This is a genomic window from Bradyrhizobium sp. CCGB12 (assembly GCF_024199845.1).
Classification (GTDB): Bacteria; Pseudomonadota; Alphaproteobacteria; order Rhizobiales; family Xanthobacteraceae; genus Bradyrhizobium.
In genome coordinates, this window is sequence record NZ_JANADO010000001.1 from 4,231,899 (window position 1) to 4,243,929 (window position 12,031).

The 12,031-nt window shown below is 65.5% G+C and carries 10 protein-coding genes; 6 read left to right on the forward strand and 4 right to left on the reverse strand.

The window, feature by feature from the left end:
• Nucleotide 1: 1 nt before the first annotated feature.
• Entirely contained in the window at nt 2-547 is a 546-nt protein-coding gene (locus NLM27_RS19905; RefSeq protein ID WP_254144920.1) for a sigma-70 family RNA polymerase sigma factor, read from the reverse strand.
• 287 nt (nt 548-834) lie between these two features.
• Between NLM27_RS19905 and NLM27_RS19910 the strand changes: the two genes are divergently transcribed.
• The 5 genes from NLM27_RS19910 (at nt 835) to NLM27_RS19930 (ending at nt 5,582) form a co-directional block, all read left to right on the forward strand.
• Nucleotides 835-1,521 (forward strand): hypothetical protein, encoded by a 687-nt coding sequence (locus NLM27_RS19910; protein WP_254144921.1) that lies wholly within the window; start codon nt 835-837, stop codon nt 1,519-1,521.
• A gap of 106 nt (nt 1,522-1,627) precedes the next feature.
• The gene (locus NLM27_RS19915; RefSeq protein ID WP_254144922.1) at nt 1,628-2,407 is read left to right on the forward strand and encodes an enoyl-CoA hydratase; all 780 of its coding nucleotides are present in this window, start codon (nt 1,628-1,630) and stop codon (nt 2,405-2,407) included.
• A 189-nt stretch (nt 2,408-2,596) separates the two neighbouring features.
• Nucleotides 2,597-4,027 carry a TolC family outer membrane protein gene (locus NLM27_RS19920; protein WP_375142257.1) on the forward strand — a complete coding sequence of 477 codons (1,431 nt, stop codon included), beginning with the start codon at nt 2,597-2,599 and terminating at the stop codon, nt 4,025-4,027.
• Between the two features lie 25 nt (nt 4,028-4,052).
• A complete protein-coding gene (locus tag NLM27_RS19925; RefSeq protein ID WP_254144924.1) occupies nt 4,053-4,610 on the forward strand; it encodes a hypothetical protein in 558 nt (185 codons plus the stop codon).
• A 45-nt stretch (nt 4,611-4,655) separates the two neighbouring features.
• On the forward strand, nt 4,656-5,582 hold the full coding sequence (locus tag NLM27_RS19930) for an amidohydrolase family protein (protein WP_254144925.1): 927 nt from the start codon (nt 4,656-4,658) through the stop codon (nt 5,580-5,582).
• Nucleotides 5,583-5,585: 3 nt separating this feature from the next.
• Here the strand turns inward: NLM27_RS19930 and NLM27_RS19935 are convergent, their stop codons facing one another.
• The 3 genes from NLM27_RS19935 to NLM27_RS19945 form a co-directional block, all read right to left on the reverse strand.
• Nucleotides 5,586-8,702, reverse strand: coding sequence for an efflux RND transporter permease subunit (locus NLM27_RS19935; RefSeq protein ID WP_254144926.1), 3,117 nt, complete (start codon nt 8,700-8,702; stop codon nt 5,586-5,588).
• Between the two features lie 28 nt (nt 8,703-8,730).
• Nucleotides 8,731-9,975 carry an efflux RND transporter periplasmic adaptor subunit gene (locus NLM27_RS19940; RefSeq protein WP_254144927.1) on the reverse strand — a complete coding sequence of 415 codons (1,245 nt, stop codon included), beginning with the start codon at nt 9,973-9,975 and terminating at the stop codon, nt 8,731-8,733.
• 146 nt (nt 9,976-10,121) lie between these two features.
• The gene (locus NLM27_RS19945; RefSeq protein ID WP_254144928.1) at nt 10,122-11,534 is read right to left on the reverse strand and encodes a CoA transferase; all 1,413 of its coding nucleotides are present in this window, start codon (nt 11,532-11,534) and stop codon (nt 10,122-10,124) included.
• Between the two features lie 139 nt (nt 11,535-11,673).
• Here NLM27_RS19945 and NLM27_RS19950 point away from each other — a divergent pair, with 139 nt between their 5' ends.
• Nucleotides 11,674-11,961, forward strand: coding sequence for a hypothetical protein (locus NLM27_RS19950; protein WP_008553352.1), 288 nt, complete (start codon nt 11,674-11,676; stop codon nt 11,959-11,961).
• Nucleotides 11,962-12,031 lie beyond the last annotated feature (70 nt).

Sequence of the window (12,031 nt, forward strand, 5' to 3'; positions counted from 1 at the left end):
ACTAGTGGTTCCGCAGTTTGGCGGTCAGTGCAGCAAGTCCGCGATGCAGCGCGACCCGCACCGCGCCTTCGCTCATCGCAAACTTTGCCGCGGTATCCTTGATCGAGGCGGCCTCGACCGCGATCGACTGCAACACGTCGCGCTGGCGCTGCGGCAGGGTGCTCAGCTGTGCGGCGACCTCGCCCGCCGACGCCGTCTCCTGCGGCGCCTCGCCCGGCAGCGTCTCGGCAAAATCGTCGATGTTGACGAAGACGCGCCTGCCGCGCCGCCTGAGCGTATCGATCAGCTTGTTGCGGGCGATCGCGAACAGCCAGGGCGCGAAGGGGGCTTCGCTGTCCCAGGTGTGCCGCTTCAGATGCACCGCCAACAGAATCTCCTGCACGATATCCTCGGCCTGGTCGGGAGGCTGGCCAGCCCGCGCCAGTCCACGCCTCGCAGCAGCGCGCAGCACCGGCGTGACAGCCTTCAACAGGCGATGATACGCCGCATCGTCGCCTGCCATGGCCGACCGCATCAGGCCGGTCCATTCATCCTCACGTCCGCGCACGCGCGCCCCTCACCATGCAATTCGGCCGCTCTTTCAATTTGTTACCCGGCACCCGCGCGATCACAAAGTTGTGATCAAAGCGAGCCGCCGTATCCGGTGCGGCCGTAAGAGCCCGCGACGGCTCATAACACCGATCCGTCCGGCCTGCATCCGGCGGGCGGCCGCAACGCGGGGTTGCCCCGTTTTTGCCCGGTGTGGCCCGAAGATTCCCATTTTCTGCCCCGCTGTGGTCACGCCCCGGGGTCTCTGTTCGGCCCTGGGACGGGTGGAATTGGGGAGATCTCATCATGATCAAAGCCAGCGGGCGCGCCGCCCTGATCCTTCTCGCCGGACTTTTCTTGCTCTCCGGGGGCGTTGCACAGGCAGCGCCGGGTTCGGCCGAAAAAAGCAAATCAGACAGCGCTGACAATCAGGCCGACACGGCCAAGCCGAGCAAGCATCGGCACCACGAGTCGCGTCGCACCGGCAGCAAGACGGCGGCGCAGAAATCCTCCGACGACAAGGCCGACAAGAAAGACGTCGCGGCAAAGGCCGATGAGGCCAAGATCGAGAATAAGACCGGCAATGACGTGCCGGCCTCGAACCAGATGCCGCCGGAAATCGCCAACGCCAATGCGCAGCTCGCCGCCGCCGATACGCCGACCGCGGCTGCGGCCTCCGCGATGACGGGCCGTGCCAACGACAACGTCCAGGCAGCGGCCGATGATACCGCCAACAAGGCCGCTCAGGGTGCCGAGACCCAGGTCATGGCCCCCGATCAGCTCAACGACATCGACCGCGCCCTGCAGCAGGACAACCCGCCGGCGCAAAAGGCGGTGATCGCCGCAACCGAAGCGCAGCCGCGGCCCGCGCCGGTAATGGCCAGCAGCCAGCAGAGCTCGGCCTGGGACCAGAGCTCGCTGATCGGCAAGATCTTCATCGGCGTCGGCACGCTGCTGACGCTGGTCTCGGCGGCGCGCATGTTCATGGCCTGATTGCCAGTTCCGCCAGGACGCGCCCAGCGCGTCCGGCGGCCGGCCCCCTTGAAGCCCCCCGCGCCAGCGGGCACATTGCCCGCCCAATCAAACGCGTGGGTGGAGCATGAGCACGTTCGAACACATCATCGTCGAAAGCAAAGGCGCGGTCGGCATCGTGAAGCTGAACCGGCCGAAGATGCTCAACGCGCTCTCCTTTGGCGTCTTCCGCGAGATTGCGGCGGCCATCGACGATCTCGAGGCCGATGAGGCCATCGGCTGCATCGTCGTGACCGGCAGCGAGAAGGCCTTTGCCGCCGGCGCCGACATCAAGGAGATGCAGCCGAAAGGCTTCATCGACATGTTCTCCGAGGATTTTGCCGCGATCGGCGGCGACCGCGTCGCGCGCTGCCGCAAGCCGACCATTGCGGCGGTCGCGGGTTATGCGCTCGGCGGCGGCTGCGAACTCGCCATGATGTGCGACTTCATCATCGCCGCCGACACCGCAAAGTTCGGCCAACCCGAGATCACGCTCGGCACCATTCCGGGCATCGGCGGCACCCAGCGCCTGACGCGTGCAATCGGCAAGTCGAAGGCGATGGACCTCTGCCTCACCGGCCGCATGATGGATGCGGCGGAGGCCGAACGCAGTGGTCTCGTCAGCCGCATCGTGCCCGCCGACAAGCTGATGGACGAGGTGATGGCAGCAGCCGAGAAGATCGCCGCGATGTCGCGCCCTGCCGCCGCGATGGCCAAGGAAGCGGTGAACCGCGCCTTCGAGACCACGCTGGCCGAGGGCATGAGCGTCGAGCGCAACCTGTTCCACTCGACCTTCGCGCTGGAGGACCGCTCCGAGGGCATGGCGGCGTTCATCGAGAAGCGCAAGCCGGTGAACAAGAACCGGTGACGCGGACGAACGGTAAGGCTGGTGTAAGTCTCTGCCGCGTTCCCCCACAACCCCTGTGACGCACCTGCAACAAGCACGGAATACATGGGGGTTTTCCCCGCGGCAGTTTGCCTGCGGGACCTGCGCTGGTTAAACAGTTAAGAGAGCCGCGGTCGGCGGGGGCGGACAGGCAGGGTTTTGCGGGAATACATGATTGGGCGTGCCGCCAGAGCTGGTCGCGTGATGATGCGGCAAAGATCGGGCGTGGCTCCTGTGCTTGCGACATGGACCACGCTGGCGCTTTCTTGCGCCCTTTCCTCCACCGCCTGGGCCGAGGCCCTGCCCGAGGCGCTCGCCAAGGCCTACCAGACCAATCCGCAGCTCAATGCCGAGCGCGCGCGGCAGCGCGCGACCGACGAGAACGTGCCGCAGGCGCTCGCCGGCTACCGGCCGCAGATCGTGGCCAGCCTCAGCGCCGGCCTGCAATCGGTGCGCAATCTGCTGCCCGACAACACCATCCAGACCGCCAATCTGAAGCCGTGGATCATCGGCGTCACCGTGACGCAGACCCTGTTCAACGGCTTCCGCACCGCCAACAGCGTGCGGGCTGCGGAACTCCAGGTGCAGTCGGGCCGCGAGGCGCTGCGCAATGTCGGCCAGGGTGTGCTGCTCGATGCGGTCACCGCCTACACCAACGTGCTCGCCAATCAGTCGCTGGTCGAAGCGCAGCGCTCCAACGTCGCCTTTCTGCGCGAAACGCTCGCCGTCACCCAGCGCCGACTCAACGCTGGCGACGTCACTCCCACCGACACCGCCCAGGCCGAAGCCCGCCTCAACCGCGGCCTTGCCGATCTCAACGCGGCCGAAGTCGCCCTCGCCGTCAGCCAGGCCACCTATGCGCAGGTCATCGGCAACGCGCCGTCGCAGCTTCGGCCCGCCGAGGTCGTCGACCGCTATCTGCCGAAGAGCCGCGAAGACGCGATGACGATGGCGATCCGCCAGCATCCGGCGGTGATGGCCGCAAGCTTCGACGTCGATGTTGCCTCCACCAACATCCGCATCGCCGAAGGCACGTTGCTGCCGAGTGCCAGCATCCAGGGCAGCGCCAGCAAAAGCCGCAACAACGACCCGACGCTCGGCACCTTCGCCGAAGACCAGGCCTCGATCGTCGCCAATGTCACCGCGCCGATCTACGACGGCGGCCAGGGCGCGGCGCAGACCAGGCAGGCCAAGGAGATCACCGCGCAGAGCCGGCTCGTGCTCGACCAGGTGCGCAACCAGGCGCGCACGGCGGCGGTCAGCGCCTGGGTTGCCAATGAAGGCGCCAAGATCACGGTCTCCGCCTCGGAATCCGAGGTGAAGGCGGCGACCGTCGCGCTCCAGGGCGTCCAGCGCGAGGCTGCCGGTGGGCAGCGCACGACGGTGGACGTACTGAACTCGCAGGCCGACCTGATCCAGGCCAAGGCCCGCCTGATCGGCGCATTGCGCGACCGCGTGATCGCCTCCTACACGCTGCTCAGCGCCATCGGCCATCTCGACGTCAAGACCTTGAGCCTGAACACGCCGGACTATCTGCCCGAGGTGCATTACCAGCAGGTCCGCGACGCCTGGCACGGCCTGCGCACGCCGTCGGGGCAGTAGTTTCAAATCTCCTGGCCCGGTGCCGATGAAGAGCCGCCGCATCCATCTGATGGGAGCTTCGGGATCCGGCGTAACGACGCTCGGTCGCGCAGTGGCGAACCGGCTTGCGCTTCCGCATCACGACAGCGACGATTATTTCTGGTTGCCGACCGCGCCGCCCTACCAGACGACGCGGCCCGCCGCCGAACGCCTGCGCCTGATGCGCGAGCTGTTTCTGCCGCGTCTCGATTGGGTGCTGAGCGGAACTGTCACCGGCTGGGGCGACGAGCTCGTCCTGTTCTTCGATCTCGTCGTCTTCGTCGTCGCGCCGCGCGAGCTCCGGATGAGGCGATTGCAAGCGCGCGAGGCCACGCATTTCGGCGCAGATGCCGTCGCGCCGGGTGGCTGGCGCCACAAGGAGACCGCATCCTTCGTGGAATGGGCTTCACACTACGAAGCCGGCGATCGCGAAGGCCGCAGTCTGGCAAAAGATGAAGCCTGGCTCGCGGGCCTGCCCTGCCCGGTCGTGCGCGTCGATGGCTCGCGTCCCCTTGCGGACCTTGTCGAGCAGCTATGCAGCGAAGCGGAGCGACTGTCAGGCTGACAGTGGTACTGTCTCCACGCCACCATAAAAAGCGGGAGAGAAACCATGCTCAGCCGACGCATGACCAGCAAAGCACACGCCCGCGCGGCGCAGCCCGCGACACCAATCAATTTCGATGTCCCGGCGCATGCCTGCGACTGCCACACCCACATCCATGGCGACGTCGAGAAGTTTCCGTTCTTCGCGGGACGCGTCTACACGCCGGAGCCGGCCAGCCCCGAAGAGATGGCCGCGCTGCACAAGGCGCTGCATGTCGAGCGCGTGGTGATCGTGACACCGAGCGTCTACGGCACCGACAACTCCTCCACCCTGTTCGGCATGAAGGCGCGCGGCGCGACCGCGCGTGGGGTCGCCGTGATCGACGACAAGACGTCGGAGGCCCAGCTCGATGCAATGCATCAGGACGGTTTCCGCGGCATGCGCCTCAATCTCGCGACCGGCGGCGTCAACGACCCCAATGTCGGCCGGCCGCGCTTCACTGCCGCAGTCGAGCGCATGAAGGCGCGCGGCTGGCACGTCCAGCTCTACACAACGCTTGCCATGATCTCGGCGATCAAGGACCTCGTCGAGACGGCGCCGGTGCCCGTCGTGTTCGACCATTTCGGCGGTCTCGAAGCATCGCAGGGCCTGGAGCAACCGGGCTTCTCCGATCTCGTCGCGCTGGTGAAATCAGGCAAGGCCTATGTCAAGATCTCCGGCTCCTATCGCTCCTCGAAGCTCGCGCCGGACTATCAGGACATGGTGCCGTTCGCGAAGGCGCTGATCGCGGCGAACGCGGACCGCATCGTCTGGGGCACCGACTGGCCGCACCCGGATTCCAGCCGCGTCGAGGGACGCAAGCCCACCGACATCGCGCCGCTCTATCAGATCGATGACGGCCGCCTGCTCAATCAGCTTCCGGTGTGGGCGCCGGATGCGGATGTGCGCAAGAAGATCCTGGTCGACAATCCGGCGCGGCTCTACGGATTCTGACGGTCAGCGCGCGCGGCGGGAGAAGAAGGAGATCAGGACCGGCAAGGTCACGAGGATCACGACGGGCGCCAGCATCATGCCGGTGACGACCACGACCGCGAGCGGCTTCTGCACCTGCGAGCCGATGCCCTCCGACAGCGCCGCCGGCAACAGGCCGACGCCCGCGACGACGCAGGTCATCAGCACCGGCCGGAGCTGCAACTCGCCGGTGCGCACCACCGCGCTCATGCGGTCCATCCCCTCTTCGATGAGCTGGTTGAACTGCGACAGGATGATGATGCCGTCCATCACGGCGATGCCGAACAGCGCGATGAAGCCGATCGCCGCCGAGACGCTGAACGCCGTGCCGGTGATCAACAGTCCGAGCACACCGCCGAAGATCGCCATCGGGATCACGCTCATCGCGAGCAAGGTGTCGGTCATCGAGCCGAAATTGAACCAGAGCAGGACGCCGATCAGCGCCAGCGAGATCGGCACCACGATCGACAGCCGGCGGATCGCGTCCTGGAGATTGCCGAATTCGCCGACCCAGTCCATGTGAGAGCCTGGCGGCAGCTGCACCTGCTCGGCGATCTTCTGCTGCGCTTCGCGGATCGCGCTGCCGAGGTCGCGCTCACGCACCGAGAACTTGATCGGCAGATAGCGCTCCTGCTGCTCGCGATAGATGTAGGCGGCGCCGGAGACGAGGCTGATGTTGGCGACCTCGCTCAGGGGGATTTGCGTGACGGTGCCATTCGGCCCCGGCGCGCCGATCCGCAAATTCTGGATCGCCTCCGCGCTCCTGCGGTATTCCGGCGCGAGGCGGACGATGATGGGGAAATGACGGTCGCTGCCGGGCTCATAGAGATCGCCCGCAGTGTCGCCACCGATCGCGACCTTGATGGTCGCGTTGATGTCGCCCGGCGCAAGGCCATAGCGCGCGGCCTTGGCACGGTCGATGTCGATCTGGATGGTCGGCTGCCCGAGCGAGGTGAACACCGCAAGGTCGGTGACGCCCTGCACGGTCGACAACACCTGCTTGATCTTGTTGGCGGTGTCGGTCAGCGCCTGGAGGTCGCTGCCGAACAGCTTGATCGAATTCTCGCCCTTCACGCCGGAGACGGCTTCGGAGACGTTGTCCTGGAGATATTGTGAGAAGTTGAACTCGACGCCGGGGAAGCGGTCGTCGAGCTGCTTGAGCAGCTGCGCGGTCAGCTCTTCCTTGTCGCGCGTGCCGGGCCATTGGCTCACAGGCTTCAGCGGCGCGAAGAACTCGGCGTTGAAGAAGCCGGCAGCGTCGGTGCCGTCATCGGGACGGCCGTGCTGCGATACGACGGACTCGACCTCGGGCCTCGCACGGATGACCTTCCGCATCTCGTTGACGTAGCTGTTGCCTTCCTGGAGCGAGATCGTCGGCGGCAGCGTGGCACGAATCCACAGATTGCCCTCTTCCAGCTTCGGCAGAAATTCGAGGCCGAGCAGCCGGCTGAGCGCCACCGTCATCAGCACGAGCCCGACTGCGCCGCCGAGCACGATGTTGCGGTTGGCGACCGCCCAATTCAGCACCGGCATGTAGAGCCGGTGCAGGATCCGCATGACCCTGGTCTCGGTCTCCTCGACATGCGCAGGCAGGATGATCGCGGACAGCGCCGGAGTGACGGTGAACGTCGCAAGCAACCCGCCGGCCAGCGCGTAGGCATAAGTCCGCGCCATCGGTCCGAAGATGTTGCCCTCGACGCCGGAGAGCGTGAACAGCGGCAGGAAGGCCGCGATGATGATCGCCGCGGCAAAGAAGATCGAGCGCGAGACGTCGGCGGCCGCGCTGAGGATGGCGTGGCTCTTCATGCCGAACAGCGTCTCGGGCGACATCTGCTCGGTCTCCGACATCGGCGTCGTCTGCGTCAGGCGCCGGAAGATCGCCTCCACCATGATGACGGTGGCATCCACGATCAGGCCGAAATCGATCGCACCGACCGACAGCAGGTTGGCCGATTCCCCGCGCAGCACCAGGATGATCACGGCGAAGAACAGCGCGAACGGAATGGTGGCGCCGACGATCAGCGCGCTGCGGAGATCACCGAGGAACATCCACTGCAGCAGCACGATCAGCAGAATGCCGACCACCATGTTGTGCAGCACCGTGTGGGTGGTGAGGTCGATCAGGTCCTTGCGGTCGTAGATGCGCTCGATGCGCACGCCCGGCGGCAGGATGGAGGAATTGTTGATCTGCTGGACGAGCTGCTCGACACGCTTGATGGTCGGCGTGCTCTGCTCGCCGCGGCGCATCAGGACGATGCCCTGCACGATGTCGTCGGCATCGTCGAGGCCGGCGATGCCGAGACGCGGCCTCTGCCCGACGGTGACCGTGGCAACGTCCTTGACCAGCACCGGATTGCCATTGGTCTGAGCGATCATGGTGTTGGCGAGATCGTCGATCGAGCGGATCAGGCCAACGCCGCGCACCACGGCCGATTGCTGGCCGATATTGACGGTGTTGCCGCCGACATTGACGTTGGAATTGCTGACCGCCTGGAGCAATTGCGGCAGCGTCAGACCGTTGGCGACCAGCTTGTTGAAGTCGACCTGGAGCTCATAGGTCTTGCTCCTGCCGCCCCACCCGGTGACGTCGATGACGCCGGGCACGGCGCGGAAGCGGCGCTGGAGGATCCAGTCCTGGATGGTCTTGAGGTCGAGCACGCTGTAGTTCGGCGGGCCCACCAGGCGATAGCGGAAAATCTCGCCGATCGGGCTGAGCGGCGAGATCTGCGGCTGCACGTTGCCGGGCAGCGGCGCGAGCTGCGCCAGGCGGTTCAGAACCTGCTGCTGCGCCTCGTCATAGGTGTAGGCGAAGGAGAACTGGATTTTGACGTCGGAAAGGCCGTACAGCGAGATGGTACGGATGGTCGTGATGTTCTTCAGACCCGCGACCTGGGTCTCGATCGGGATCGTGATGTAGCGCTCGATCTCCTCGGCCGACAGGCCGGGGCTCTGCGTGACGATATCGACCATCGGCGGGGTCGGATCGGGATAGGCCTCGATGTTGAGCTGGTTGAACGCGATCAGGCCGCCGATCAGCACGGCAACGAACATGCCGACCATCAGGAAGCGCCGGTTGACGGCTAGGGCAACGAGACGATCCATCAGGTCTTCAATTTTCTTGGGTCGTCGATCAGCTGCCGGAGGCCGCGCGGTCGATGAACAGGCTGCCTTTGGTGACGATCTGCTCGCCGGGGTTCAGATTGCTGGTGACCTCGACGAGGTTGCCGTTGATGAGGCCGGTCTTGATCTGGCGCAGCTCGACCGATTTGTCTTCGCGCGCGACCCAGATGCGGACCTTGTCGGCTTCATAGATCAAGGCCTGTTTCGGCACCGCCGGTGCGGCGCGGTCGCCGGCCGAGTAGATCGTGACATTGGCGAACATCTCCGGCTTGAGCAGGCCGTCCTTGTTGTCGATGGTGGCGCGGACCAGCAGGCGGCGGGTGTTGGGATCGATCGCGGCGGCGACATAGTTGATTCTGGCGGTCAGCGACCGGCCCGGCAGCGCCATCACGTTGACGGTAATGTCCTGACCGATACACACGGCGGCCGCATCGCTCTCGCGCACGAACGCGGTGAGCCAGACCGTGGAGAGGTCGCCGATCACGAAGACCGGATCGATGGCGCCGGAACTGACGTACTGGCCGGGGCCGATCTTGCGCTGCACGACGGTGCCGGCGATCGGCGAGTAGATCGTGATTTCCGGATTGATGACACCCTTCTCCCGGAACGCCTTGATGGTCTCGTCGGTGAAGCCGAGGATGCGCAGCTTGTTGCGCGCAGCTTCCAGCGCCGTCACCGACGAGCGCATGTCGTTCTGCGCCTGAACCTGGGTCGCTTCCGCCTGCTGATAGTCCTTCAGCGGAATGGCATGGCCCTCATAGAGATCCTTGGCGCGCTTGAACTGGATGTCGGAGAGCTCGAGCGCTGACTTCGCCTTGTTCTGCGAGGTCATCGCAGCGACGAAATCGTTCTGGGCCTGCACGGTATCGGCGGCTTCGATCGTGAATAGCGGTTGACCTTGCTTCAGTGTCTCGCCCGGCTTGGCGAGCAGCTTGGTGACCCGTCCCGCATAGGGCGAGAACACCGGCGTCGAGCGGTCCTCGTCAACTGCAACCTTGCCCTCCGTGACATATTCGGCCCGGAAGCTCTTGGCCTTGACCGGCTCGATCGTCAGCGTCGCCCATTCGGACGGTGTCGGCGTGAACGACTGCGCATTCCTGCGCGCCTGGCTTGAGATCTCGGAGTGCTTCTTTTCCTTGGCTCCCGAATACTGGAAGCCGTAGGCCCCGGCACAAGCGAGCGCTAGTAAAACTACGGAGGTTATCATCCGTGGTTTTGTAAGCACCTGCAATCGCTTGGTATTTTCAACTACCATTGAGCCCGGTCGTGTCTGCGACGATCTCGGCAAAATGACTGCCTCATCGGTCGCGCTAATAGTGCCGAATTCCGATTTCAGACAACCTAAAAAACGCAGGATCTCTCGCGGTTGGCGTTAAAAGTTTGCGACGTGTCAGCTTCATGTCAGCTTCGCATCGGCCACTGTGCCGGGTGACTGCCGAGCGGCATCGCCGGGCGGCTCCATCGCGCCGGCGTTGTCGACAGCAGCGCAGCGTGGCGCACCGCCTTCAACAGGCCGAAGCCAGATGACATGCTCTCGATGAACGCAGCATGTACGGCCTCGCCCGTAAGATCCGGGGTGTTCAGGCCGCCGTCGAGCCGGCCGAGATTCCACAACCATCGCCCGGTCTGCGCCAGCGACACGCGCACGTGCCAGCTGCCGCCGTCGCGTGCCTGGCGTGCCTTGGCCATCATCGCGCCGAACGCCATCAGATAGCCGGTGGCGTGGTCGAGCATCTGCGCCGGCAATTCCTTCGGGCCGTCGATGCCGGCGGCCTGCCCTTCGGCATGATTGAAGCCGGTCGTGGTCTGCACCAGCGAGTCGAAGCCGCGTCGCTCGGCCCAGGGGCCGGCATGGCCATAGGCCGACAGCGTGACATAGACGATGCCGGGATTGATGTGCGCTGCATCCTCCGGCGAAAAGCCGAGAGCGGCGAGCGCGCGCGGGTGATAGCCTTGCGAGAAGATGTCGGCGCCCTTCAGCAGCTCGCGCATCTGCGCCCTTCCCGACTCGCTCTTCAGGTCGATGAAGGTGGTGAGCTTGCCGCGGCCGGTATCGATGGTGAGCCAGGGAATCGCAGGGAGCTCCGGCCCCGAGACGAGCAGCACATCGGCGCCGTGCGCGGCGAGCGAGCGGCCCGCGACGGGACCTGCGATGACGCGCGAGAGATCGAGCACGCGCAGGCCGGAAAGCGGTCGATCGCCGTTCGACAATCCCCGGGGCCACGGCTTTGGCGGAGCCTCGCCGATCTTCTCAATCGAGATCAGCGGCAATTGCGCGAGCGCCCGCGCCTGCGGCAACGCGGACCATTCGTCGTAGGATCGCATCAAGGCCACGACGCCGCCCGCGGCGTAGGCCGCAGTCTCGAAATCCTCGCCTTTCCATTGCATCAGCGCCGCCTGCACCTTCTCGCGCTCGGGCGCGCAGCCGAGCACCTTGCAGACGGCGTCGCGATGATGCGGGAAATTGGTATGGCAGCGGACGAAGCGGTTGTCGCCGGTCCTGTAGACACCGGCGATGGCATCCCAGGCCGGGGGCGGCGGCTTGTCATCGAGGCGCAGGTAGCGCTCCGAGCGGCATTCGGCGACGGCGTGACGCAGGTCGACGGAAACGTCCTGCGCCTCGCCGCCGCGCAATCGCCAGATTTCGGCGGCGGCAAGACCCGCGGCGGCGATCGTCGTCTGGCCGGCAATTGCAACACGAAACGACGATGGGATTTGCGGCTCCTCGCCGGTCAGCCGAACGCGTGCGAGCGCAGCAGGCTCGCCACCCGCGGAGGTCCAGATGTCGCTGAGAATGTCGGCGGGGCTTTGCATGGCCGTTTCTCTCCTTTTCAGGTTATTGTTTGAGCATGATCTTTCCGGAAAACCGCTGCACACTTTGCGCTATGCGACCCTCCGGGTCCGGATCATGCTCTAGTTTTGCAACCATCCCATTAGCACGGAAAGGACCGCAATGGCCGCCATCGATCCCCTCACCGCGGGCGCCGTGTTCATCGCAACGGCAGCCACAGACGCGGTCTATGTCATGTTCACCTCGGCCGTGATCGCGCGCAAGCGCATCCCGGCAGCGAACTGGAGCGCGGTCTGGTACATGCTGTCCTCCTACGCGGTGATCAGCTACACCGACAACCCCTTCTATGTCGCCTTCGCGGCGATCGGCTCCTGGGCCGGCGCCTACGTCTCACTTACCTACCTGCACCGCCCGCCCGGCGGCCCGCCAGTGGGCGCGGCGCCGGAGTGAGAGGGCGCGCCTCTCTCCACGTCGTCATTGCGAGGAGCCCTTGCGACGAAGCAATCCAGACGGCTTCCGC

Bases quoted from the DNA above. Each gene is read 5' to 3' on its own strand.
- NLM27_RS19910 (WP_254144921.1), top strand. From the start codon at position 835: ATGATCAAAGCCAGCGGGCGCGCCGCCCTGATCCTTCTCGCCGGACTT.
- NLM27_RS19915 (WP_254144922.1), top strand. From the start codon at position 1,628: ATGAGCACGTTCGAACACATCATCGTCGAAAGCAAAGGCGCGGTCGGC.
- NLM27_RS19920 (WP_375142257.1), top strand. From the start codon at position 2,597: ATGATTGGGCGTGCCGCCAGAGCTGGTCGCGTGATGATGCGGCAAAGA.
- NLM27_RS19925 (WP_254144924.1), top strand. From the start codon at position 4,053: ATGAAGAGCCGCCGCATCCATCTGATGGGAGCTTCGGGATCCGGCGTA.
- NLM27_RS19930 (WP_254144925.1), top strand. From the start codon at position 4,656: ATGCTCAGCCGACGCATGACCAGCAAAGCACACGCCCGCGCGGCGCAG.
- NLM27_RS19935 (WP_254144926.1), bottom strand. From the start codon at position 8,702: ATGGATCGTCTCGTTGCCCTAGCCGTCAACCGGCGCTTCCTGATGGTC.
- NLM27_RS19940 (WP_254144927.1), bottom strand. From the start codon at position 9,975: ATGGTAGTTGAAAATACCAAGCGATTGCAGGTGCTTACAAAACCACGG.
- NLM27_RS19945 (WP_254144928.1), bottom strand. From the start codon at position 11,534: ATGCAAAGCCCCGCCGACATTCTCAGCGACATCTGGACCTCCGCGGGT.
- NLM27_RS19950 (WP_008553352.1), top strand. From the start codon at position 11,674: ATGGCCGCCATCGATCCCCTCACCGCGGGCGCCGTGTTCATCGCAACG.